The organism is Streptomyces sp. NPDC127106 (assembly GCF_042677605.1).
Lineage (GTDB): Bacteria > Actinomycetota > Actinomycetes > Streptomycetales > Streptomycetaceae > Streptomyces.
Window position 1 is genome coordinate 124677 of record NZ_JBHXTC010000008.1, and the last position, 23731, is coordinate 148407.

General features: G+C 69.9%; 21 protein-coding genes and 2 tRNA genes. 13 read left to right on the forward strand and 10 right to left on the reverse strand.

The window, feature by feature from the left end; translation table 11 throughout:
* Nucleotides 1-126: 126 nt before the first annotated feature.
* The 8 genes from ACFVGY_RS11055 to rpmH form a co-directional block, all read right to left on the reverse strand.
* Nucleotides 127-1218 carry a ParB/RepB/Spo0J family partition protein gene (locus ACFVGY_RS11055; RefSeq protein WP_385674308.1) on the reverse strand — a complete coding sequence of 364 codons (1092 nt, stop codon included), beginning with the start codon at nucleotides 1216-1218 and terminating at the stop codon, nucleotides 127-129.
* Nucleotides 1215-2303: a ParA family protein gene (locus ACFVGY_RS11060; protein WP_385674311.1), complete on the reverse strand. Its 1089-nt coding sequence runs from the start codon at nucleotides 2301-2303 to the stop codon at nucleotides 1215-1217. The genes ACFVGY_RS11055 and ACFVGY_RS11060 overlap by 4 nt, the downstream gene beginning before the upstream one ends.
* 266 nt (nucleotides 2304-2569) lie before the next feature.
* Nucleotides 2570-3286, reverse strand: a complete 717-nt coding sequence (gene rsmG, locus ACFVGY_RS11065; protein WP_385674314.1) for a 16S rRNA (guanine(527)-N(7))-methyltransferase RsmG — start codon at nucleotides 3284-3286, stop codon at nucleotides 2570-2572.
* A gap of 118 nt (nucleotides 3287-3404) precedes the next feature.
* On the reverse strand, nucleotides 3405-3917 hold the full coding sequence (locus tag ACFVGY_RS11070; protein ID WP_366857240.1) for a R3H domain-containing nucleic acid-binding protein: 513 nt from the start codon (nucleotides 3915-3917) through the stop codon (nucleotides 3405-3407).
* Between the two features lie 15 nt (nucleotides 3918-3932).
* Complete coding sequence (yidC, locus tag ACFVGY_RS11075; RefSeq protein WP_385674317.1) at nucleotides 3933-5036, reverse strand: membrane protein insertase YidC; 1104 nt, start codon at nucleotides 5034-5036, stop codon at nucleotides 3933-3935.
* A gap of 3 nt (nucleotides 5037-5039) precedes the next feature.
* Complete coding sequence (gene yidD / locus ACFVGY_RS11080; RefSeq protein WP_179171824.1) at nucleotides 5040-5321, reverse strand: membrane protein insertion efficiency factor YidD; 282 nt, start codon at nucleotides 5319-5321, stop codon at nucleotides 5040-5042.
* On the reverse strand, nucleotides 5318-5692 hold the full coding sequence (gene rnpA, locus ACFVGY_RS11085; RefSeq protein ID WP_385674320.1) for a ribonuclease P protein component: 375 nt from the start codon (nucleotides 5690-5692) through the stop codon (nucleotides 5318-5320). Before rnpA ends, yidD begins: the two co-directional genes overlap by 4 nt.
* 20 nt (nucleotides 5693-5712) lie before the next feature.
* Nucleotides 5713-5850: a 50S ribosomal protein L34 gene (gene rpmH, locus ACFVGY_RS11090; protein WP_018547628.1), complete on the reverse strand. Its 138-nt coding sequence runs from the start codon at nucleotides 5848-5850 to the stop codon at nucleotides 5713-5715.
* A 355-nt stretch (nucleotides 5851-6205) separates the two neighbouring features.
* Between rpmH and dnaA the strand changes: the two genes are divergently transcribed.
* The 11 genes from dnaA (at nucleotide 6206) to ACFVGY_RS11145 (ending at nucleotide 20696) form a co-directional block, all read left to right on the forward strand.
* Nucleotides 6206-7975, forward strand: a complete 1770-nt coding sequence (dnaA, locus tag ACFVGY_RS11095; RefSeq protein WP_385674323.1) for a chromosomal replication initiator protein DnaA — start codon at nucleotides 6206-6208, stop codon at nucleotides 7973-7975.
* A 967-nt stretch (nucleotides 7976-8942) separates the two neighbouring features.
* Complete coding sequence (gene dnaN, locus ACFVGY_RS11100) at nucleotides 8943-10073, forward strand: DNA polymerase III subunit beta (protein WP_385674326.1); 1131 nt, start codon at nucleotides 8943-8945, stop codon at nucleotides 10071-10073.
* A gap of 250 nt (nucleotides 10074-10323) precedes the next feature.
* Complete coding sequence (gnd, locus tag ACFVGY_RS11105) at nucleotides 10324-11199, forward strand: phosphogluconate dehydrogenase (NAD(+)-dependent, decarboxylating) (protein ID WP_385674329.1); 876 nt, start codon at nucleotides 10324-10326, stop codon at nucleotides 11197-11199.
* A gap of 92 nt (nucleotides 11200-11291) precedes the next feature.
* Nucleotides 11292-12428, forward strand: coding sequence for a DNA replication/repair protein RecF (recF, locus tag ACFVGY_RS11110; RefSeq protein WP_385674332.1), 1137 nt, complete (start codon nucleotides 11292-11294; stop codon nucleotides 12426-12428).
* The gene (locus tag ACFVGY_RS11115; RefSeq protein WP_385674335.1) at nucleotides 12425-12982 is read left to right on the forward strand and encodes a DUF721 domain-containing protein; all 558 of its coding nucleotides are present in this window, start codon (nucleotides 12425-12427) and stop codon (nucleotides 12980-12982) included. Before recF ends, ACFVGY_RS11115 begins: the two co-directional genes overlap by 4 nt.
* 458 nt (nucleotides 12983-13440) lie before the next feature.
* Nucleotides 13441-15501: a DNA topoisomerase (ATP-hydrolyzing) subunit B gene (gene gyrB / locus ACFVGY_RS11120; RefSeq protein WP_385674337.1), complete on the forward strand. Its 2061-nt coding sequence runs from the start codon at nucleotides 13441-13443 to the stop codon at nucleotides 15499-15501.
* A gap of 41 nt (nucleotides 15502-15542) precedes the next feature.
* The gene (gene gyrA, locus ACFVGY_RS11125) at nucleotides 15543-18134 is read left to right on the forward strand and encodes a DNA gyrase subunit A (RefSeq protein ID WP_385674340.1); all 2592 of its coding nucleotides are present in this window, start codon (nucleotides 15543-15545) and stop codon (nucleotides 18132-18134) included.
* A gap of 114 nt (nucleotides 18135-18248) precedes the next feature.
* Entirely contained in the window at nucleotides 18249-18827 is a 579-nt protein-coding gene (locus tag ACFVGY_RS11130; protein ID WP_385674342.1) for a DUF3566 domain-containing protein, read from the forward strand.
* Between the two features lie 93 nt (nucleotides 18828-18920).
* A tRNA-Ile gene (locus tag ACFVGY_RS11135) sits at nucleotides 18921-18994 on the forward strand.
* 145 nt (nucleotides 18995-19139) lie between these two features.
* Nucleotides 19140-19274, forward strand: coding sequence for a DLW-39 family protein (locus ACFVGY_RS11140; protein ID WP_208809277.1), 135 nt, complete (start codon nucleotides 19140-19142; stop codon nucleotides 19272-19274).
* Between the two features lie 108 nt (nucleotides 19275-19382).
* Nucleotides 19383-20696: a hypothetical protein gene (locus tag ACFVGY_RS11145; RefSeq protein WP_385674345.1), complete on the forward strand. Its 1314-nt coding sequence runs from the start codon at nucleotides 19383-19385 to the stop codon at nucleotides 20694-20696.
* A gap of 10 nt (nucleotides 20697-20706) precedes the next feature.
* Here ACFVGY_RS11145 and ACFVGY_RS11150 read toward each other — a convergent pair whose 3' ends face one another.
* Together ACFVGY_RS11150 and ACFVGY_RS11155 are read right to left on the reverse strand one after the other, a co-directional pair.
* Entirely contained in the window at nucleotides 20707-22005 is a 1299-nt protein-coding gene (locus ACFVGY_RS11150) for a serine/threonine-protein kinase (protein WP_385674348.1), read from the reverse strand.
* 72 nt (nucleotides 22006-22077) lie between these two features.
* Nucleotides 22078-22626 carry a helix-turn-helix domain-containing protein gene (locus tag ACFVGY_RS11155; RefSeq protein ID WP_385674350.1) on the reverse strand — a complete coding sequence of 183 codons (549 nt, stop codon included), beginning with the start codon at nucleotides 22624-22626 and terminating at the stop codon, nucleotides 22078-22080.
* A gap of 160 nt (nucleotides 22627-22786) precedes the next feature.
* Here ACFVGY_RS11155 and ACFVGY_RS11160 point away from each other — a divergent pair.
* Together ACFVGY_RS11160 and ACFVGY_RS11165 are read left to right on the forward strand one after the other, a co-directional pair.
* Nucleotides 22787-22859 (forward strand) — tRNA-Ala (locus ACFVGY_RS11160).
* Nucleotides 22860-23066: 207 nt separating this feature from the next.
* Nucleotides 23067-23549: a LysM peptidoglycan-binding domain-containing protein gene (locus ACFVGY_RS11165; protein ID WP_385674353.1), complete on the forward strand. Its 483-nt coding sequence runs from the start codon at nucleotides 23067-23069 to the stop codon at nucleotides 23547-23549.
* Nucleotides 23550-23731: the final 182 nt, after the last annotated feature.

Below are 23731 nucleotides of genomic sequence, written 5' to 3' on the forward strand. Positions count from 1 at the left end.
TCTAATACACCCCCCCCCTATCCGCGTGTGACTCCCGCGTCAAAAAACACTCCCGCCCACACCGCCCGGGGGGCGCGGGGGGCCCCGCCCGCCCCCCCCCCCCCCCTCCCCTCGACGGCCGGAAAGTCACTCCCCGGACGGTCGCTGCTCCAGCACCCGGCCCTCGCCCGGCGCCAGCGTCGCCAGGATCCGCTCCAGGTCCTCCATCGAAGCGAACTCGACCGTGATCTTGCCCTTCTTCTGGCCCAGGTCCACCTTCACCCGGGTGTCGAAGCGGTCTGACAGCCGCGTCGCGAGGTCGCTCAGCGCCGGGGCGACCCGGGCTCCGGCCCGCGGTCGCTTCGGCTTCGCCAAGCTCTCGGGCTCGGCCCCCATCAGGGAGACGATCTCCTCGACCGAGCGCACCGACAGGCCTTCGGCCACGATGCGCGCCGCCAGCGCTTCCTGCGCTTCGGGGTCTTCCACGGGCAGCAGGGCGCGCGCGTGGCCCGCCATGAGCACACCCGCCGCCACGCGCCGCTGGACCGTCGGCGCCAGCTTGAGCAGTCGCAGCGTGTTCGTCACCTGGGGACGGGAACGCCCGATCCGGTCCGCCAGCTCGTCATGCGTGCAGTTGAAGTCCTTCAGTAGCTGGTCGTACGCGGCGGCCTCCTCCAGCGGGTTCAGCTGAGCCCGGTGGAGGTTCTCCAGCAGCGCGTCGAGGAGCAGCTTGTCGTCCTCCGTCGCCCGGATGATCGCCGGAACGTATTCCAGCTCGAGGTTCTTGCACGCGCGCCAGCGGCGCTCGCCCATGATCAGCTCGTAGCGGTCCGGGCCGGACTGGCGCACCACCACCGGCTGGAGCAGGCCCACCTCCTGGATGGAGGTCATCAGCTCTGCCAGGGCGTCGTCGTCGAACACCTCGCGGGGCTGCCGCGGGTTCGGCGTGATGGTGCCGATGGGGAGCTCTGCGAACGTCGCCCCCGGCACGCCGTCGACTGAGGGCTCCGCCGGCTCGGGCGCCGGAACCGGCTCGACCGGCGCCGATGTTTCACGTGAAACATCGGCCTGGGAGAGCGAGGCCAGCTTCGCCGCCGCGATCCCGCGTTCCGAGGTCAGCGTCGGCACCGCAGCCGGCGAGGTCGACCCCGAGCCGATCACGCCCGGTGCCTGCTCCTGCTGGGCTTGGGGGATCAGCGCGGCGAGCCCCCGGCCCAGACCCCTTCGTCGCTCGCTCACTGGATCCCCTCCGCCACACTCTGCGTGCTGTTCAGGCCCGCGCCCATATGGGCGTGCCGGGCGTCGTACTGGATTCCGGCCCCTCGCAGCGCGATCTCACGCGCCGCCTCCAGGTAGGAAAGGGAACCGCTGGAACTCGGGTCATAGGTGAGCACCGTCTGCCCGTAGCTGGGAGCCTCGGAAATGCGCACCGACCGGGGGATGCTCGTCCGCAGCACCTCGCTGCCGAAGTGGGTGCGAACCTCCTCGGCCACCTGGGAGGCCAGCCGGGTCCTGCCGTCGTACATCGTCAGAAGAATGGTGGAGACGTGCAGCGCCGGGTTGAGGTGCGACCGCACCAGGTCCACATTGCGCAGGAGCTGGCCCAGTCCCTCCAGCGCGTAGTACTCGCACTGGATCGGGATCAGCACCTCGGCACCGGCGACCAGTGCGTTGACCGTGAGCAGGCCCAGAGAGGGCGGGCAGTCGATGAGGATGTAGTCCAGCGGCTGCTCGTACGCCTGGATGGCCCGCTGCAGGCGGCTCTCGCGCGCCACCAGGGAGACCAGCTCGATCTCCGCGCCCGCCAGATCGATGGTGGCCGGGGCGCAGAAGAGACCCTCCACGTCCACCACCGGCTGGACCACCTCCAGCAGCGGCCTGCTGTCGACCAGCACGTCGTAGATCGAGGGGACGTCCGCGTGGTGGTCGATCCCGAGCGCGGTGGACGCGTTCCCCTGCGGGTCGAGGTCGATGACCAGCACCCGCGCGCCATGGAGTGCCAGCGATGCTGCCAGGTTCACGGTCGTCGTGGTCTTGCCGACGCCGCCCTTCTGGTTGGCGACCACCATCACCCGTGTCCGGTCCGGCCGGGGCAGTCCCTCGCCGGCACGCCGCAGCGACTCGACCGCAAACGGGTTGGGCACACCGCCAGGCGTGTCGTTGTCGGCGGGGGGCGGTGGTGATGTTTCACGTGAAACATCGCCACCCGCCGTTTCAGAGCGGGGACCGGGGACCGGGTCGGCCATCGGCCCCGCGAGGTTGGCGTCGGACCGCACGGTGTCACTCTCCTCGGCATGGGGCTCGCGATGAACAGAGCCTGCCATGCCACCGGGGCCGCGAACCAGCGGGGCCCGTACTCCTGTGGATGAACCCACAGATGTGGACAACTCCGTCCCCCCTCCGTCCCCGGGGGACCGAGGGGGCGCGGCCGCCCGGCCGCGACTGATGATTCCGTGCAGCAGAGAGCGACGTTTCACGTGAAACACGATGCCGGGGCGGAGCCGACAGTCCTCTACGACACTCCCAAATCCGCACCTATAGGGCCCAACACCCCGCGGGGCGCTGGGGAGCCACCAGGCCGGATTCGCTCCTACCGGCGCCGGCGCGAACGCCCCACCCGGGCCGCCTTTGCGCGCTTGGCCGCGAACCGCACGCCACCGGGGCTCTCCCCGACCTCGACCCGCACCACCGTCGACATGGGGTCCACCACACCCGCGCCGACCTGGAGCACGGAGGTCTTCACCACACCCAGCCTCGCCAGCGCGACCTTCGCCGCCGCGAGCTCCTCATCGGCGGTGTCACCCTTGAGCGCCAGCATCTCGCCGTACGGGCGCAGCAGGGGCACGCCCCAGCCGGCAAGGCGGTCCAGCGGGGCCACTGCCCGCGCCGTGACCACGTGCACGGGCTGCACCTTGCCGAGCATCTCCTCGGCCCGGCCGCGCACCACCGTGACATGGTCCAGCCCCAGCAGCTCCACGGCCTCCTGGAGGAAGTTCGTGCGCCGGAGCAGCGGCTCCAGCAGCGTGATCTTCAGGTCTCGGCGCACCAAGGCCAGCGGGATGCCGGGCAGGCCGGCGCCCGAGCCCACGTCGCACACGGTGACGCCCTCGGGCACCACCTCCGACAGGACCGCGCAGTTCAGCAGGTGCCGTTCCCACAAACGCGGCACCTCGCGCGGCCCGATCAGGCCGCGCTGGACCCCTGCGTCCGCGAGCAGCTCCGCATACCGCACAGCTTCGGGGAAAAACTCGCCGAACACCGCACGCGCCTCTTCCGGCGCCGGGGGAAGCTCCGCTGCCTCCGTCACGGGGACCGTCCTTCCTTATTGCGTATCGCGTGATCGTGAAACGCACTGGTACTGCCAGGCTGACAAACATCGGCCCCGCCTGCGACACAGACGGGGCCGAACACATCGGGGCTTGCGATCAGGCCGGGAGCACAACGACGAAGCGCTGCGGTTCCTCGCCCTCCGACTCGCTCCGCAGACCGGCGGCCGCCACGGCGTCGTGGACGACCTTCCGCTCGAACGGCGTCATCGGGGCCAGCTTCAGCGGCTCACCGGAGGCCTTCACATCGGCCGCCGCCTTGGCACCCAGCGCCGCCAGCTCCTGACGCTTCTTGGCGCGGAACCCTGCGATGTCCAGCATCAGCCGGCTGCGGTCCCCGGTCTCGCGGTGCACGGCGAGGCGGGTCAGCTCCTGCAATGCCTCCAGGACCTCGCCATCGCGGCCCACGAGCTTCTGCAGGTCGCGGCTGCCGGAGTCGCTGACGATCGAGACCGAGGCCCGGTCGGCCTCGACGTCCATGTCGATGTCACCGTCGAGATCGGCGATGTCGAGCAGACCCTCAAGGTAGTCGGCCGCGATCTCACCCTCCTGCTCGAGGCGGGTCAGGGTGTCGCCACTCTCAGCGGCGGCGGTGGTGGTGCCTTCCGTCACGGGAGGGACTCCTTCTTACTTCTTGGAAGAGGGCTTGGAGGGCGTCTGACGCTGCGCCTTCGTCTGGCGCTTCGGCTGCTGCCGCCTCGGGGCGCCGCTGCTGGCCGCGTCCGCGTCCGCCGTGGCAACGGAGCTCTTCATCACAGAACCGTCCGTCTGGGCGGCCAGGCCCTGCTTCGTCAGAGATGCGATGAACTTGCGCTCGATGTCGTTGCGGTCCGGACCCTTGGCCACGATCGCGGCGACGATCTTCTTCTTACCCCGGCCCTTGACCTGCCCGTGCGAGCTGACGGACTTGAGCAGGCGCGTCAGGTACTGGTCCTGCGCCTTGCTGCCCGGCGTCGGGTTCTGGTTGATCACGTACATCTGCTGACCCATGGTCCAGACGTTGGTGGTCAGCCAGTAGACGAGGACACCGACGGGGAAGTTGATACCCATGACCGCGAAGATCACCGGGAAGATGTACATCAGCATCTTCTGCTGCTGCATGAACGGCGTCTTGACCGTGAGGTCCACGTTCTTCTGCATCAGCTGGCGCTGCGTGTAGAACTGCGACAGCGACATCAGGATGATCATGACTGCGGTCACGATCCGGACGTCCGTGAGGGAGGCGCCGAGGGCGGCGACCTTCTCCGGGCTGTCCATGAACTTGGCTGCGATCGGCGCGCCGAAGATCTTCGCTTCGCGGGCGCTGTCGACCAGCTGCTGGTCCAGCACACCGATGGTCTTGCCATCAGCGATGTGCGACAGCACGGAGTACAGCGCGAAGAAGAACGGCGACTGCGCCAGGATGGGAAGGCACGAAGAGAGCGGGTTGGTACCCGTCTCCTTGTACAGCTTCATCATCTCTTCGGACTGACGCTGCTTGTCGTTCTTGTAGCGCTCCTGGATCGCCTTCATCTTCGGCTGGAGCGCCTGCATGCCCCGCGTCGCCTTGATCTGCTTCACGAAGAGCGGGATCAGGCAGATGCGGATCAGGACCACCAGGGACACGATGGACAGGCCCCAGGCCCATCCGCTGTCCGACCCGAAGATCGCACCGTACAGCGAGTGGAACTGAACGACGATCCACGAGACGGGTGTGGTGATAAAGCTGAACAGACTGGCAATCGTGTCCACTAATCAGGCTCCTTGAGCATTGCGAGATCTACGCAACGCAGTGCGCAGCTGCTCGTGCCAACGCGGGCGTTTACGAGGTGGGACATGATCAACACCACCCGCGGACCACGGGTTGCACCGCAGGATCCGCCAGGCGGTGAGAACGGTCCCCTTCACCGCACCATGCCGGTCGATGGCCGTGAACCCGTAGCGCGAGCACGAGGGGTAGTAACGGCACACCGGGCCGAGCAGCGGACTGATGGTCCACTGGTACAGCTTGATCAAAGCGAGCAGCGGGTACTTCATCGAGCTGCGCCTCCCAGGAGCCGCAGCAGAGCGGCGTCCAGGTCCTTGGCCAGGTCCTCGAGGCTGGCATCACCCGATCCAGGCAATGCCCTCACCACCACCAGGCTACCGGCGGGCAGGCGGGAGAGCCGCTCGCGTACGAGATGGCGCAGGCGGCGCTTCACCCGGTTCCGGACGACGGCACCACCCACGGCCTTGCTGACGACGAAACCCGCACGGGTCGAGGGATCTGTCTCCCCCGACCCGTGCGGGTCCATTGCGCCGCTTGTGCGTAGGTGGACGACGAGGAGCGGACGACCGGCCCTGCGGCCTCGGCGTACCGCGCTCGCGAAGTCCTCGCGCCGCCTCAGCCGATTTTCGGGAGACAGCACGACGTCACGACCTGCGTGAGTTACGCGGAGAGGGCAGCGCGGCCCTTGCTGCGGCGGTTCGCCAGGATGGCGCGACCGGCACGGGTCCGCATCCGCAGGCGGAAGCCGTGGGTCTTCGCGCGACGACGGTTGTTCGGCTGGAAGGTGCGCTTGCTCACTCGGGGGCTCCAGAAAATGAATCGTTGTGGCGGGACATCGCCTGGCTGTCACCGTGCGCCCACGAGGAAGCTCGCGTGTTCGCCCGAGTGGCACCGCTCAACGACCACAGTCAGTGATCCTCGCCCATCGGTAGGCAGGCGGCAGCAGCCATCGACAACTCGACCTCGTTACGGTACGCGCGGCTACGCCGTCCGGTCAAACCGAGGCGACACCGTCCCACGCTGTGCACAGGCTGTGGACAACGACTTGAACCGTACCGGTTGCGCTGACTACCGTTGTCTGACCCCGGATTTTTGTCCCGACCGTCCCAAAGAACCACACATTCGTGGGACCCCCTGTGAGAGAGCGTGCCCTGTGGCTGACGTACCTGCCGATCTTGCCGCAGTGTGGCCACGGGTGCTCGAGAAGCTCCTGGGGGAAGGACAGCAGGCGGTCGAGCCGAAGGACCAGCAGTGGGTCGAGCGCTGCCAGCCCCTGGCCCTCGTCGCCGACACCGCGCTGCTCGCCGTCCCCAATGAATACGGAAAGCGCGTCCTCGAAGGCCGGCTGGCACCACTGATCAGCGATGCGCTCAGCCGCGAGTGCGGCCGCCCCATCCGCATCGCCATCACCGTGGACGACTCCGCCGGCGAGCCCGCGCCGCCGGCACCGCCGGCCCCGCACCGCGGCGAGTCGTACGAGCCGTACGGCGGCCCGCGCCCCGGCGGCCACACCGGTCCCGGCCCGGGCGACGACCAGCTGCCCACCGCCCGCCCCGCGTACCCGGACTACCAGCAGCCGCGTCCCGAGCCCGGCGCCTGGCCGCGCGGTGGCCAGCAGGACGACTACGGTTGGCAGCAGCCGCGCCTCGGCGGCTTCCCCGAGCGCGACCCGTACGCCTCCCCGCAGCCGGGCTACCTCCAGCAGCCCGAGTCCGGCGGCTACGACCAGGGCTCCTACGAGCAGCAGCCGTACGAGCCCTCGCCGTACGAGCCCCAGCAGCCGCATCCCTATGAACAGCAGTACGAGCCCTCGGGCCCGCGCCCGGGGCCCGGCCGCTCCGCGCCGCCGCCGGCACCGCCCGGCGGCTCCAGCTCGGGCCCGATCGAGCCGACCGCCCGGCTGAACCCGAAGTACCTCTTCGACACCTTCGTCATCGGCGCCTCCAACCGCTTCGCGCACGCCGCCGCGGTGGCCGTCGCCGAGGCGCCGGCCAAGGCCTACAACCCGCTCTTCATCTACGGGGAGTCGGGTCTCGGCAAGACGCACCTGCTGCACGCCATCGGGCACTACGCGCGGAGCCTCTACCCGGGAACCCGCGTGCGGTACGTGAGCTCGGAGGAGTTCACCAACGAGTTCATCAACTCCATCCGCGACGGCAAGGGCGACGCCTTCCGCAAGCGGTACCGCGAGATGGACATCCTGCTCGTCGACGACATCCAGTTCCTGGCGAGCAAGGAGTCGACGCAGGAGGAGTTCTTCCACACCTTCAACACCCTCCACAACGCCAACAAGCAGATCGTGCTGTCCTCCGACCGGCCGCCCAAGCAGCTGGTCACCCTGGAGGACCGGCTCCGCAACCGCTTCGAGTGGGGTCTGATCACCGACGTCCAGCCGCCCGAGCTGGAGACCCGGATCGCGATCCTGCGCAAGAAGGCGGTCCAGGAGCAGCTCAACGCCCCGCCGGAGGTGCTGGAGTTCATCGCCTCCCGCATCTCGCGCAACATCCGCGAGCTGGAAGGGGCGCTGATCCGGGTCACGGCCTTCGCGAGCCTGAACCGGCAGCCGGTCGACCTCGGGCTGACCGAGGACGTCCTCAAGAACCTGATCCCCGGGGGCGAGGACTCGGCACCGGAGATCACGGCCTCGGACATCATGGCGGCCACGGCCGACTACTTCGGCCTGACGGTGGACGACCTGTGCGGCTCCTCGCGCAGCCGCGTCCTGGTCACTGCCCGGCAGATCGCGATGTACCTCTGCCGGGAGCTCACGGACCTGTCCCTGCCGAAGATCGGGGCGCAGTTCGGCGGGCGGGACCACACCACCGTCATGCACGCGGACCGCAAGATCCGCGCTCTCATGGCCGAGCGGCGCTCCATCTACAACCAGGTCACCGAGCTCACCAACCGCATCAAGAACGGCTGAGCCGCCTCACCCCACCCACGGCATCCGGCGCCTCGCATCCGCCGTCCACACCCACACCCACACACATCCACATCGGCATCCGACGGCCCGTCAACGGCCCTTCGGTGCCCTCTCAAACGCCTCCACAGGGCGCTTCCGGAGTGATCCGGGGGCGCCCTTCTTTGTGTGCGCGCCCCTTGTCTGTTCGAATACGCCCCCTGTGGAGCAACTTGTCCACAGATTGCGGAACTTTCTCTAGTCCACAGGCTGGGGACCGTTTTCCTCACCCACAATCTGTCCACAGGGCGCCGGGTTGAGGGACCATCAGCCCAGGTCACAGTCCTGTGGAATTGTGCGTGACAGATATCCACAGCTTGTGGACGGAAGATCTATCCACAGGCTCGTCCACTGCGTTGTCCACCGCTCACCCACAGGTTGCCGCATCCTGTGCACAGGTTCCGACGGGTTACCCACACCGCTGTCCACTGTTCGGCAACCGAGTGCCCCTCCTCACCACCCGGAGTGAAAGCCGTCACACGGAAGTCGACGTTTGGGCTGTGGAGTACTTGGGGAAAGCTGGGGACGCAGCTGTGGAGTAGTCCGGGTCACCTGGGGATGGCCTGTGCAGAACTTTCTGTTCTCCACAGCACCCCCCTGTTGTCCACCGGTGCCACCCACAGGGCATGGGGATAAAAAACCGCGCCTGACCTGCGGCGACGGGCTTATCCACGGTTTCCACAAGCCCTACTACTACCCCCATGGACAGTTAGCTCGGATTCGGTTTTCAAGCAGGTGCTGTGCACAACGTGGTCGAGAGGCCTCCCCGACACCTCGCTCCCGATTTGACGGCCGGCAGCACCAGCTGTCGGCGCCGTACGTCAGACTGGTTCCCGGCATCGAGGCCCCGAGCCCTCCAAGGCACCGGGCCGACGGGCCGACGACGAAGGCCGGTAGACGGACGAGCGAGCAACAGCAGGAGGCGGTTCCGGTGAAGATCCGGGTGGAGCGCGACGTACTCGCGGAGGCGGTGGCCTGGGCTGCCCGCAGCCTCCCGGCCCGGCCGCCGGTCCCCGTACTCGCGGGCCTGCTGCTGAAGGCCGAGGACGGCACCCTGTCCCTCTCCGGCTTCGACTACGAGGTCTCGGCCCGCGTCTCCGTCGAGGCCGACGTGGAGGAGGACGGCACCGTCCTCGTCTCCGGCCGGCTCCTCGCCGACATCTGCCGCGCCCTCCCCAACCGGCCCGTGGAGATTTCCACAGACGGTGTACGGGCGACCGTGGTCTGCGGCTCCTCGCGGTTCACCCTCCACACCCTGCCTGTGGAGGAGTACCCGGCCCTGCCCCAGATGCCGACCGCGACCGGCACGGTCTCCGGCGAGGTCTTCGCCGCCGCCGCGGCCCAGGTCGCCATCGCCGCCGGCCGCGACGACACGCTGCCCGTCCTCACCGGCGTCCGCATCGAGATCGAGGGCGACCGCGTCACCCTGGCCTCCACCGACCGCTACCGCTTCGCGGTCCGCGAGTTCCTGTGGAAGCCGGAGAACCCGGACGCCTCGGCCGTGGCCCTGGTGCCCGCCAAGACGCTCCTGGACACCGCCAAGTCCCTGACCAGCGGCGACACCGTCACCCTGGCGCTGTCGGGCTCCGGCGCGGGCGAGGGCCTGATCGGTTTCGAGGGCGCCGGCCGCCGCACCACCACCCGCCTCCTCGAGGGCGACCTGCCGAAGTACCGCACGCTGTTCCCGACGGAGTTCAACTCCATCGCCGTGATCGAGACCGCGCCGTTCGTCGAGGCCGTCAAGCGCGTGGCCCTGGTTGCCGAGCGCAACACCCCGGTCCGCCTGAGCTTCGAGAAGGGCGTGCTGACCCTGGAGGCCGGCTCCTCCGACGATGCACAGGCTGTGGAGCGCGTCGACGCCTCCCTGGAGGGCGACGACATCTCCATCGCCTTCAACCCGACCTTCCTGCTCGACGGCCTGAGCGCGATCGACTCGCCGGTCGCCCAGCTCAGCTTCACCACGTCCACCAAGCCGGCGCTGCTCAGCGGCCGCCCCTCGGTCGACGCCGAGGCGGACGAGGCGTACAAGTACCTGATCATGCCGGTGCGCCTGTCCGGCTGACGCCCGCTGTGCACAGGGCCCGGTCCCGCAGCCTGCGGAACCGGGCCCGACGGCGTTCGCGCCCCGCCTTCCGCGTCCCGCGCCCCGCGCCGCCTGGAGCGCCGCCGGATGCCGCGCCCGGCCCCCGTACGGCGGGTGCCTGGAGCGCCCGTGGCGCCGGGCGGCACCGCCCGGCGTAGGCTCGGAGCCGGGTCTCCCGGGAATCGGGGGAATCCGGCACAAACGGCCACAACGCTTAAGGAACCACCTGATGGAGCTCGGTCTCGTCGGTCTCGGCAAGATGGGCGGCAACATGCGCGAGCGCATCCGCCGCGCAGGCCACACCGTCATCGGATACGACCGCAATCCGGACCTCGCCGATGTCCACAGCCTGTCGGAACTTGTGGACAGCCTGCAGGCCCCCCGCGTGGTGTGGGTGATGGTCCCGGCCGGTGCCGCGACCCAGTCCACCGTCGACGAGCTCGCGGAGCTGCTCTCGCCGGGCGACATCGTCGTGGACGGCGGTAACTCGCGCTGGACCGACGACGAGAAGCACGCCGCGGAGCTCGCCGCCAAGGGCATCGGCTTCGTCGACTGCGGTGTCTCCGGCGGCGTGTGGGGCCTGGAGAACGGCTACGCGCTGATGTACGGCGGCGACAAGGAACACGTCGCCGCGGTCCAGCCGGTCTTCGACGCCCTCAAGCCGGAGGGCGAGTTCGGCTCCGTGCACGCGGGCAAGGTCGGCGCGGGCCACTTCGCGAAGATGGTCCACAACGGTATCGAGTACGCCATGATGCAGGCCTACGCCGAGGGCTGGGAGCTGCTGGAGAAGGTGGACTCGGTCACCGACGTCCGCGAGGTGTTCCGGTCCTGGCAGGAGGGCACGGTCATCCGCTCCTGGCTGCTCGACCTGGCCGTCAACGCGTTGGACGAGGACGAGCACCTGGAGCAGTTGCGCGGCTTCGCGCAGGACTCGGGCGAGGGCCGCTGGACGGTGGAGGCGGCGATCGACAACGCCGTGCCGCTGCCCGCGATCACCGCCTCGCTGTTCGCGCGGTTCGCCTCGCGCCAGGACGACTCGCCGCAGATGAAGATGATCGCCGCGCTGCGCAACCAGTTCGGCGGCCACGCGGTCGAGAAGAAGTAACAGCTGCCGCGGGCGCGGCACGGGGCCCGCGGCACACAGCAGTACCGCAGTACAGAGCAGAACAACAGGAAGCCGGGGGAGGTCGGCGCCGCATGCATGTCTCGCATCTCTCGTTGGCCGACTTCCGCTCGTACGCCCGGGCCGAGGTTCCCCTCGATCCGGGCGTCACGGCTTTCGTGGGCCCCAACGGCCAGGGCAAGACGAACCTGGTCGAGGCGATCGGCTACCTGGCGACGCTGGGCAGCCACCGGGTGTCCTCGGACGCCCCGCTCGTAAGGATGGGGGCGCAGCGGGCCGTCGTCCGCGCGGCCGTCCGGCAGGGCGAACGGCAGCAGCTGGTCGAGCTGGAGCTCAACCCCGGGCGGGCCAACCGGGCCCGCATCAACAGGTCCTCGCAGGTCAGGCCGCGGGACGTGCTGGGGATCGTACGGACGGTGCTGTTCGCACCGGAGGACCTGGCGCTGGTGAAGGGCGATCCGGGCGAGCGCCGGAAGTTCCTCGACGAGCTGGTGACGGCCCGCTCGCCGCGGATGGCCGGGGTCCGGTCGGACTACGAGCGGGTGTTGAAGCAGCGGAACACCCTGCTGAAGTCGGCCGCCATGGCGCGCCGGCACGGCGGCCGCTCCATGGACCTGTCGACGCTGGACGTGTGGGACCAGCACCTGGCGCGCGCGGGTGCGGAGCTGCTGGCCCAGCGGCTCGACCTGATCGCCTCCCTGCTGCCCCTGGCGGACAAGGCGTACGAGCAGCTCGCCCCCGGCGGCGGGCCGCTGGGCCTGGCCTACCGGTCCTCGGCCGGCGAGGCGGTGGACACCGGGGCGGCCCGGACCCGGGAGGAGCTGTACGAGGCCCTGCTCGACGCGCTCGCTCAGGTGCGCAAGCAGGAGATCGAGCGGGGCGTGACCCTGGTGGGCCCGCATCGCGACGACGTGCTGCTGCGGCTGGGAGAGCTGCCGGCGAAGGGGTACGCGAGCCACGGGGAGTCGTGGTCGTACGCGCTGGCGCTGCGGCTGGCCTCGTACGAACTGCTGCGCGCGGAGGGGGCCGAGCCGGTGCTGATCCTCGACGACGTCTTCGCGGAACTGGACGCACGGCGCCGGGAGCGGTTGGCCGAGCTGGTGGCGCCGGCGGAGCAGGTGCTGGTGACGGCAGCTGTGGACGAAGACGTTCCGGATGTTCTGACGGGGGCGCGGTTCGGGGTGTCCGGCGGTGAGGTGACCCGACTGTGAAAGAGGACAAGCGGAATCCCCAGGAGCCGGCCGGAACCCGTCCGGAGCACAAGGTTCCGGAGCTCTCGGGTGTGGACCTCGCGCGCCAGGCGTTGGCGGCGGCCCGGGAGCAGGCGCGGGCGCGCGGCACCGCGGCCGGCGGCGGGCGGAGCGGACGGCACCAGCCGGGCCTGCGCTCGGGGGCGCGGGCGGACGGCCGGGACCCGATGCCGCTGATGGCGGCGTTGGACCGGCTGCGCACGGAGCGCGGCTGGGAGATGCCGATGGCGGTGGCCGGCGTGATGGAGCGCTGGCCGGAGATCGTCGGCCCGGAGATCGCGACGCACTGCGAACCGGAACGCTACGAGGACCGCGAGCTGGTCGTGCGGTGCGACTCCTCGGCCTGGGCGGCGCAGCTCAAGCTGCTGGCCCCGCAGCTGGTGGCCCGGCTGAACGCCGACCTCGGCCAGGGCACGGTCCGGCTGATCAAGGTGCAGGGCCCGGGCGGACGTCCGAAGCGGCACGGTCCCTGGCGCGCTCCCGGCAGTACGGGCCCGGGCGACACCTACGGCTGAGGCCCCGGTCGGCCCGGGCAGGGGCCGGCCCCTGCCCGCCGCTGCCCACCCCGGCACCACGGCGCCCTCTCGCGCTGACCGCTGCCGCACCGGCAGCCACATCCGCCCCGGCAGAGCCCTGACTGAGCCTCGGTGGAGCCTTGGCGAGGCCCCGCCCGCGGCACCTCGCACCCTCCTGCCCGGGTGGCGTCCCTCACGGTAGTGGAAGGTTGACAGCCCGAAGCGCTGGATGCCCGTGTGAGCCTCTTTGAGCCCCGGTCCGGATATGGGGAGTCGGAGAGAGGAGGTTCAGGGCGGCACATGCGTACTCAGGTACCGGCAAACCCCCATTCATGTCCGTGGTACCGGTAGACTGAAGCGAATCCCGCCTCGCCGCGGGATTCGGAGAAAACACGCTGACAACGCAGATCGACGCAGCCGCTCCTTGCCGGCACGCCTGCCGGCCCGGAGTCCGGCCTGTGCTGTGCCAGAAAGGGCGCTTCGTGGCCGATTCCGGCAACCCCAACGACAACCAGTCCACAGCCGGCGAGAACGGGGAGGTCACCGCCTCGTACGACGCCTCCGCGATCCAGGTGCTGGAGGGCCTGGACGCGGTTCGCAAGCGGCCCGGCATGTACATCGGCTCCACCGGTGAGCGAGGCCTGCACCACCTCGTCTACGAGGTGGTCGACAACTCCGTCGACGAGGCGCTGGCCGGTCACGCGGACACCATCGACGTGACCATCCTGGCCGACGGCGGCGTGCGCGTGGTCGACAACGGGCGCGGCATCCCGGTGGACATCGTCCCCTCGGAGGGCAAGCCGGCGGTCGAGGTCGTCCTGACGGTCCTGCACGCGGGCGGCAAGTTCGGCGGTGGCGGCTACGCCGTGTCCGGCGGTCTGCACGGCGTCGGCGTCTCCGTGGTGAACGCCCTCTCGACCAAGGTCTCGGTCGAGGTCCGGCGCGACGGCTACCGCTGGACCCAGGACTACAAGATGGGTGCTCCCACCGCGCCGCTGGCGCGGAACGAGGAGACCGACACGCACGGCACGTCGGTGACCTTCTGGGCCGACGGCGACATCTTCGAGACCACCGAGTACTCCTTCGAGACGCTCTCCCGGCGCTTCCAGGAGATGGCCTTCCTGAACAAGGGCCTGACCATCTCGCTGACCGACGAGCGCGAGTCGGCGAAGGCCACGGCGGGCGCCGACGACCCGGAGGCGGACACGGCCGAGCCCGCGGCGCGCACCGTCCGGTACCACTACGAGGGCGGCATCGTCGACTTCGTGAAGTACCTCAACTCGCGCAAGGGCGAGCTGATCCACCCGACCGTCATCGACGTCGAGGCCGAGGACAAGGAGCGGATGCTCTCGGTCGAGATCGCGATGCAGTGGAACTCGCAGTACAGCGAGGGCGTGTACTCCTTCGCCAACACGATCCACACGCACGAGGGCGGCACCCACGAGGAGGGCTTCCGCGCCGCGCTGACCTCCCTGGTCAACCGGTACGCGCGCGACAAGAAGCTGCTCCGCGAGAAGGACGACAACCTCACCGGCGACGACATCCGCGAGGGTCTCACCGCGATCATCTCGGTCAAGCTCGGCGAGCCGCAGTTCGAGGGCCAGACCAAGACCAAGCTGGGCAACACGGAGGCGAAGACCTTCGTCCAGAAGGTGGCCCACGAGCACCTGTCGGACTGGTTCGACCGCAACCCGAACGAGGCCGCGGACATCGTCCGCAAGGCCATCCAGGCGGCCACGGCCCGCGTCGCGGCCCGCAAGGCCCGCGACCTGACGCGCCGCAAGGGCCTGTTGGAGAGCGCCTCGCTGCCGGGCAAGCTGTCCGACTGCCAGTCGAACGACCCGACCAAGTGCGAGATCTTCATCGTCGAGGGTGACTCCGCCGGCGGTTCCGCGAAGTCCGGCCGCAACCCGATGTACCAGGCCATCCTGCCGATCCGCGGCAAGATCCTGAACGTCGAGAAGGCCCGTATCGACAAGATCCTCCAGAACACCGAGGTCCAGGCGCTCATCTCCGCCTTCGGCACCGGCATCCACGAGGACTTCGACATCGAGAAGCTCCGCTACCACAAGATCATCTTGATGGCGGACGCCGACGTCGACGGCCAGCACATCAACACCCTGCTGCTGACCTTCCTGTTCCGCTTCATGCGCCCGCTGGTCGAGGCCGGCCACGTCTACCTCTCCCGCCCGCCGCTCTACAAGATCAAGTGGGGTCGCGACGACTTCGAGTACGCGTACTCGGACCGCGAGCGCGACGCCCTGGTCGAGCACGGCAAGCGCCAGGGCAAGCGGATCAAGGAAGACTCGATCCAGCGCTTCAAGGGTCTCGGTGAGATGAACGCCGAGGAGCTGCGCGTCACCACCATGGACGTGGACCACCGCGTGCTCGGTCAGGTCACCCTGGACGACGCGGCCCAGGCCGACGACCTGTTCTCGGTGCTGATGGGTGAGGACGTCGAGGCACGGCGCTCCTTCATCCAGCGCAACGCCAAGGACGTTCGCTTCCTCGACATCTGAGTCGGCTCTCCACGGCCGCCCGAAAGGATTTCTGACCAGCAATGGCCGACGAAACCACCCCCACCGCCGAGAACACCGCGGAGGAGCAGCAGATGCGCATCGAGCCCGTCGGGCTCGAGACGGAGATGCAGCGTTCCTACCTCGACTACGCGATGTCCGTCATCGTGTCCCGCGCGCTGCCCGACGTGCGCGACGGCCTCAAGCCGGTGCACCGCCGCGTCCTGTACGCGATGTACGACGGCGGCTACCGGCCCGAGAAGGGCTTCTACAAGTGCGCCCGCGTCGTGGGCGACGTCATGGGCACCTACCACCCGCACGGTGACACCTCCATCTACGACGCCCTGGTCCGCCTGGCCCAGCCGTGGTCGATGCGCATGCCGCTCGTGGACTCCAACGGCAACTTCGGCTCCCCGGGCAACGACCCGGCCGCCGCCATGCGCTACACCGAGTGCAAGATGGCGCCGCTGTCGATGGAGATGGTCCGGGACATCGACGAGGAGACCGTCGACTTCCAGGACAACTACGACGGCCGCAACCAGGAGCCGACGGTCCTGCCGTCCCGATTCCCGAACCTCCTGGTCAACGGCTCCGCCGGCATCGCCGTCGGCATGGCGACCAACATCCCGCCGCACAACCTGCGCGAGGTCGCCGAGGGCGCCCAGTGGTACCTGGCCAACCCGGAGGCCCCGCACGAGGAACTGCTCGACGCGCTCATCGACCGCATCAAGGGCCCGGACTTCCCGACCGGTGCCCTCGTCGTCGGCCGCAAGGGCATCGAGGAGGCGTACCGCACCGGCCGCGGCTCCATCACGATGCGCGCCGTGGTCGAGGTCGAGGAGATCCAGAACCGCCAGTGCCTGGTGGTCACCGAGCTCCCGTACCAGGTGAACCCGGACAACCTCGCGCAGAAGATCGCCGACCTGGTGAAGGACGGCAAGATCGGCGGCATCGCCGACGTCCGCGACGAGACCTCCTCGCGCACCGGCCAGCGCCTGGTGATCGTGCTCAAGCGCGACGCCGTCGCCAAGGTCGTGCTCAACAACCTGTACAAGCACACCGATCTGCAGACCAACTTCGGCGCGAACATGCTGGCGCTGGTCGACGGCGTGCCGCGCACGCTGTCGCTGGACGCGTTCATCCGCCACTGGGTGCACCACCAGATCGAGGTCATCGTCCGGCGGACGAAGTTCCGCCTGCGCAAGGCCGAGGAGCGCGCCCACATCCTGCGCGGCCTGCTCAAGGCCCTGGACGCGATCGACGAGGTCATCGCCCTCATCCGGCGCAGCGAGACGGTCGAGGTGGCCCGCGAGGGCCTGATGGGCCTGCTGGAGATCGACGAGATCCAGGCCAACGCCATCCTCGAGATGCAGCTGCGCCGCCTGGCGGCCCTGGAGCGGCAGAAGATCGTCGCCGAGCACGACGAGCTCCAGGCGAAGATCAACGAGTACAACGCGATCCTGGCCTCGCCGGAGAAGCAGCGCGCGATCGTCAGCGAGGAACTGGCCGCGATCGTCGACAAGTTCGGCGACGACCGCCGGTCGAAGCTGGTGCCGTTCGACGGCGACATGTCCATCGAGGATCTGATCGCCGAAGAGGACATCGTCGTCACGATCACCCGCGGCGGCTACGTCAAGCGCACCAAGACCGACGACTACCGCTCCCAGCGGCGCGGCGGCAAGGGCGTGCGCGGGACGAAGCTGAAGGAAGACGACATCGTCGACCACTTCTTCGTCTCCACCACGCACCACTGGCTGCTCTTCTTCACCAACAAGGGTCGGGTCTACCGCGCCAAGGCGTACGAGCTGCCGGACGTCGGCCGCGACGCCCGCGGCCAGCACGTGGCCAACCTGCTGGCCTTCCAGCCGGACGAGCAGATCGCCGAGATCCTCGCGATCCGCGACTACGAGGCGGCCCCGTACCTGATCCTGGCCACGAAGGCCGGCCTGGTGAAGAAGACGGCGCTCAAGGACTACGACTCGCCCCGATCTGGTGGCGTCATCGCGATCAACCTGCGCGAGCGGGAGGACGGCAGCGACGACGAGCTGATCGGCGCCGAGCTGGTGTCCGCCGAGGACGACCTGCTGCTGATCAGCAAGAAGGCGCAGTCGATCCGCTTCACGGCGACCGACGAGGCGCTGCGTCCGATGGGCCGCGCGACCTCCGGCGTGAAGGGCATGAGTTTCCGCGGGGGCGACGAACTGCTCTCCATGAGCGTGGTCCGGCCCGGTACGTTCGTCTTCACCGCGACCGACGGCGGTTACGCCAAGCGGACGCCGGTCGACGAGTACCGCATCCAGGGCCGTGGTGGTCTGGGCATCAAGGCCGCCAAGATCGTGGAGGACCGCGGTTCGCTGGTCGGCGCGCTCGTGGTCGACGACTCGGACGAGATTCTCGCCATCACGCTCGGCGGTGGTGTGATCCGTACGCGAGTCAACGAAGTCAGGGAGACCGGCCGTGACACCATGGGCGTTCAGCTGATCAACCTGGGCAAGCGCGATGCCGTGGTAGGTATCGCTCGTAATGCCGAGGCAGGTCAGGAAGCTGACGAGGTCGAGGAGACCGAGGCAGCCGAAGGACAGGCCGCCGAGGCCGCCGAGGGCGCGGAGCCCTCGGCCGGGGAGCACGAGGAGTAAGTCGTGAGTGGAGCCACGGGCGCCGGACCGGCCAGAACCGAGGAGGACGGTGCCCGTGGCCCCGCCGCGGACTCCGCGGACGGTGCCGGCGCCTCCGAGGGCGGGGGAACAACCGTGACGGACACGCGAGGGCCGGAGCAGAAGCCCAAGGCCACCAAGCAGAAGCCGAAGCCGAAGCCGAAGCAGGAGAAGCCGGCCGCCGAGTCGCAGCCGTACCACCCGCCACAGGCGTACGAGGCCCCCTCGGGCCCGGGCGCGGCCCGCGGCGCCGGGGAACCCGCCGCGCAGCGCAAGCCGCGTACAGGGGCCCGTGTGACGCCGAGGACGCGCAAGGCGAGGCTGCGGGTGGCCAAGGCCGATCCGTGGTCGGTGATGAAGGTCAGCTTCCTGCTGTCGATCGCGCTGGGCGTCTGCACCATCGTGGCGGCGGCGGTGCTGTGGATGGTCATGGACGCCATGGGCGTCTTCTCCACCGTCGGCAGCACCATCAGCGAGGCGACGGGGTCGAGCGAGAGCACCGGCTTCGACCTCCAGGCGTTCCTGTCGTTGCCGCGGGTGCTGATCTTCACCTCGGTGATCGCCGTGATCGACGTCGTGCTGGCGACGGCGCTGGCGACGCTGGGCGCGTTTATCTACAACCTGTCGGCGGGCTTCGTCGGCGGTGTGGAGCTCACGCTCGCGGAGGACGAGTGACCGTCTGATGACCTGCGGGGACGCCCCCGGGGATCGGATTTTGGCGGGACCGTGTCTGTGCGCTAATCTTCAGGAGTCAGCGCGCAGCGCGGAGGGGCTATAGCTCAGTTGGTTAGAGCGCATCCCTGATAAGGATGAGGCCACAGGTTCAAATCCTGTTAGCCCCACAGTGTGGAAGACCCCCAGGCCGGATGGCCTGGGGGTCTTCGTCGTTGGGCGCCCTGCGGCTTCCCAGGTCACCGAACGGTATCGATCGGTGTGTATTGTTGGCCGCCAGAAGTACCCAACGACGACGAAAGACGAGGTCGCGCGGTGAAGAAGCTGCTCCTGGTCGCACTGGCCGCCATCGGCGGTCTCCTCGTGTACCGCCAGATCCAGGCGGACCGCGCCGAGCAGGACCTGTGGACGGAGGCTACCGACTCCGTGCCCTCCGGTTCGGGCGTGTGAGACCCCAAGGCTGATCCATGAAGCCCCGGCTGCCACTGCGGCCGGGGCTTCATGCTGTTCCGATTTGTAAAGATTTGCGTTGCTTGAGCAAAACCGGGGGTGGGTGTGATGGGGCGGGTGCGGACTGCGGCGCCGGCGGCAGCAGCGGTGACGGTGGCTCTGGGGCTGGTGGTGGGCCTGCCGGGGGCCGGGTACGCAGCACCTGAGCCGCTGCCCCCGTACCGGCCGGCACAGGGGGCACAGAAGGTGCAGGGCGCCGCGAGCACGGCCGATGCACCGCAGGTGGAGCCCGGGAAGGTCTACACGGACACCCTGGCCCCCGGTGAGCGCTTCTACCGGCTCAACCTGGACGACAGGTCCACCGTGTACGTCTCCGCGGTCCTGCAGCCCTCCCCCGGCGCGAAGATCGATTCCAGTGGCGACGGCATCAAGGTCAGCGTGATGAACACCGGCGGTCGGGACTGCCCCGGCAGCCCCGGCAAGACGGCCTTCGGGTACGGCAGCGGCGCCCGCCCGATCGGCGCCGCGGGGCTGCGCAGGCTGGAGGAGGACGCCGACTGCCAGCAGGCCGGCGTGTACTACGTGAAGGTCACCCGGGAGGCCGCCAAGGGCTCCGACCAGAATCCGTGGCCCGTGGAGCTGAAGGTGTCGCGCGAGCCCGGCCTGAAGACCGGCAGCGCTCCCCTGGCCGCGCCCAGTTCCTGGCCGTCCGCCCCGCCGGTGGCGCCGGGCAGCGAGGCGGTGCCGCGGGAGGGCGGCACGGGCTTCAACGACGCCCGCGCGCTGGGCGCCGGGGTGTGGCGCGACGGGCTGCGGCCGGGGCAGACGCGGTTCTACCGGGTGCCCGTGGACTGGGGGCAGCAACTGGCGGTGAGCGCGGAGCTGGCGGGCGCGAAGCTGACCAAGGAGTACGCGTCGGCCAGCAGGGGGCTGCTGGTCAGCGTGTACACCCCGTACCGCAGCCTGCTGGCGGACGAGGACGGCAGCTACGACGGCAAGCAGGCGAGCCTGTCCCTGCCGCCGACGGCGCCGGTGGCCTACGAGAACCGGTTCGCGTCGGACGGCGCGGTGCGCTCGGCCAGGGCGGCGGGCTGGTACTACGTGGCGGTCACGCTGGGCGAGAAGGTCGCCGAGTTCACCGAGGACGCCACCCCCGTGCCGCTGACGCTGCGGCTGAACGTGGAGAACAAGGCCGTCCCCGCGCCCCCGTACACGGAGAGCCCGGCCAAGGCGGGGTTCGTCGTGGAGGAGGACGACCGCGCGGCCGCCCGGGACGGTCTGACGGAGCCGGAGGCGCTCGCCGCCGCCGACCGACGCCGGACCATGGGCGCGGTCGCCGCCGGCGGCTTCGGCACCGGGACGGTGCTGCTGCTCCTCCTCGGCGGCTGGCTGCTGCTGGCCCGGCGCGGACGGAGCGCCTGAGCCGCGGCCGTCAGAGCTGGGTCAGGGCCCAGGTGCCCACCGCGAAGCACAGCAGCGCGGCGGCCAGGAGGGCCGCGGCGACCTTCCGCGGCGGCGGGGCGATCCCGCCGGTCCGCGCGGCCGGACCCGGGGCCGCTGGGTGCGGGGCAGCCGGGTGCGGGGCGGTGACGGGCTCCGGCGGGGCCAGGTGGAAGCTGCCGGTCACCGAAGCGACGGTGGCAGCGTCGGCGACCGGGGCCGGCGGCGGGAAGGGGCCGGCCTGCACCGTTGTGGCAGGTGCTGCCGTGCCCCGTGGGTCGGTGCGGGTGGGCTCCGCCGCCACGGTCGCGGCCGTGACCGCAGCCGGCACCGCGGAGGCCGTCGGGACGCCGGGAGCGGTCGGCTCCGAGGGGGCCGGCCCGGACCGCGCGGACGGCGCCCCGGCCGGGTTCTGCGGCCCCTGCGGGCCGAAACCGGTCGGCAGCGGCCCGAGTTGGTCGAAGACCTCCACCGGGTCCGCGTCCGGCTGGGCCGGCGGCAGCAGCTCCACGGCCTCGGTAAGGGCCCTGCGGACCCCTGTGGCGGTCTTGAACCGGTTCTGGGGGTCCGGCTGCAGCAGGTTCGCGATCACGTCCCAGAGCGGCGCAGGGACGCCTTCGGGCGCGCTCGGGACGCCGTGGGCGAGGAACTGCTCCACGAGCGCCGCGGAGTCGGGCTTGCGGCCCTGGATCAGGTAGAGGGCGACCAGGCCGACGGCGAACAGGTCGGCGGGGAAGTCGGGTTCCGCTCCCCGCAGTTGCTCGGGGGCGAAATAGCCGGGCGTGCCCACCACGTAGTCGGTCTCGGTCAGGCGCGGTTCGCCCTTGCGCATCGAGATGCCGAAGTCGGACAGCCGCAGGTGCGGCCGACCGGTTCCCGTGGCTTCGAGCAGGATGTTGGCCGGTTTGATGTCGCGGTGGATGACGCCCTCCGCGTGCACCGCCGCCAGCCCCGACAGGAGCTGGTCGAGCAGGGTGCAGACGAACCGCGGCGGCAGCGGGCCGTAGTCCCCGATCACGTGTGCCAGGGACCCGCCGGAGACCAGGTCCATCGTGAACAGGACCTTGTCGTCGTCCGCCGCCCAGCTGGCCGGGGCCAGCACGTGCGGGTGGTCGATCCGCAGGGCCTGCTCCCGGACGAACCGCAGCAGCATGTGGGCGTCGCCCTGCTGGAGCACCTTCGCGGCCACGTAGCGGCGGCGGCGCTGGTCCCAGGCCCGCCATACCGCGCCCGCCCCGCCGCGCCCGATCGGATCGACCAGCTCGTACCGGCCGGCGAAGACCTCACCCATGGTTGCGTCCGTCCCCCGTTGTGCTCGTCCGCCGTACGTACGCCGGTGCCGTGTGCGCCGGTGCCGTGCGCGTCAGTTCTGATGGGCCTCGTAGTGGGCCACCGCTTCGGCCGTGCGTCCCGCGCCGTACACCTTGAGGAACTCTGCCAGTTCCGGGTGGGTGGGGGCGAGGCTGTTCGCCGCGTCGATGATGTCGCCGGCAGCGGAGACCGAGCGCAGCAGCGACTGGATCTCGCGGACGACGCGCTTGACGGTCGGTGCGCCGGAACCGGTGCTGGTCTGACCGCTGTTGATCAGTACGGAGCCCCCCTGGGTCCGCTTGATCTCGTCCATCCGGTCGGTGGCCTCGGCGGCGCTGACGCTTCCGTCCGCCACCTGGCTCGCGAGGTCCTGCAGCGCCTGCACGCGCTGGACCACGGCCGGGTTTCCGATCTTGGCGCGCTGGCCGCTCATCAGCTGGGAGAGCATGGGGGCCGAGAGGCCGAGGACGGCAGCGAGGCGGGCCTGGTTCAGGCCGAGGTCGTCTATGAGCCGGCGGAAGAGCGCGCCGAGGGGTTCCCCGTACCAGCTGCGCTGAAGTTCTCTGGCTCTGGCTGTAGCCTCTTGCTGTACTGCGTCCACGCGTCTACTCCCCTTCGCTGGTGCGAACCTCGCGAGCATCTTACGGAGAGTGGTCGCACGGTGGGAGTCCCCATCATTTTGCGGGATGAGGGGGAGAACCCGGTACTCTGTTCTGCGGAACGACCACTCCTTCGCGGGAGATGGTCGCGCCCTCCCTTTCGGGGCTTTAGCTCAGTTGGTAGAGCGCTGCCTTTGCAAGGCAGATGTCAGGAGTTCGAGTCTCCTAAGCTCCACTTCTTCACCCCTTCTGACCTGCGGAAACGCGGGGTCGGGAGGGGTTTTCTCGTCCCACTGGGGCGATGTTTCACGTGAAACGGCGGGTGTGCGGGGCCTCCTCGGTCCCTCGGATGGGCCCGTCGCAGGGCCGGGCAGCGCCTTCTGGTCGACAGTGGGGACAGGTACCGAGCCAGGGCCGAAACCACGCCGGAGGCGCACAGATCATGGGACTCTTCGACTTCCTCAGGTCCGAGAAGAAGAAACAGGCCGCTGCCGAGAAGGCGGCCGCGACCCCGACCGCCGACTACGCGACGACGTACGCCGACGCGGTCGCGGTCACCAAGGAGGCTGCCGAGCGCATGGCCGCAGCGGCCCCGCCGAAGCCCGCACCCGCCCCGCCGAAGGCCGCCCGGGCCCCGCACAGGCCTGCCGCGGCCGCTCACCCGCCGCACACCCCGACGCCCGCGTCCGCCGCGCACAAGGCGGTCCCCGCGGCTCCCACGCCGGCGGCGGCCAGGACGGGCGCGGGGACGCGTGCGTACACCGTCCGGGCCGGTGACTCGCTGACCTCGATCGCCCTCCGGGAACTGGGCAACGAGGCGCGCTGGCGCGAGCTCTACGCCATGAACCGGGGCGTCATCGGCGCCAACCCCCACCTGATCCACCCCGGTCAGGTGCTCACCCTGCCCGGCAGCTCCCCGGGTTGATCCCCCGTCAGGCACGTCAGGCAGGGGCGCAGCGCCGGACGCGGCCACCAGCGCCGGACGGGCACAGCGTGTGGGGGGGGGGGGGGGGGTGGGGCCCCCCCCCCCCCCCGTCGGGGAATCCACCGCCGCCGCCCGCGGCAGCGCGGCCCCGTGGTGGGCGAACCTAGCCGGGGGCGCGGGGC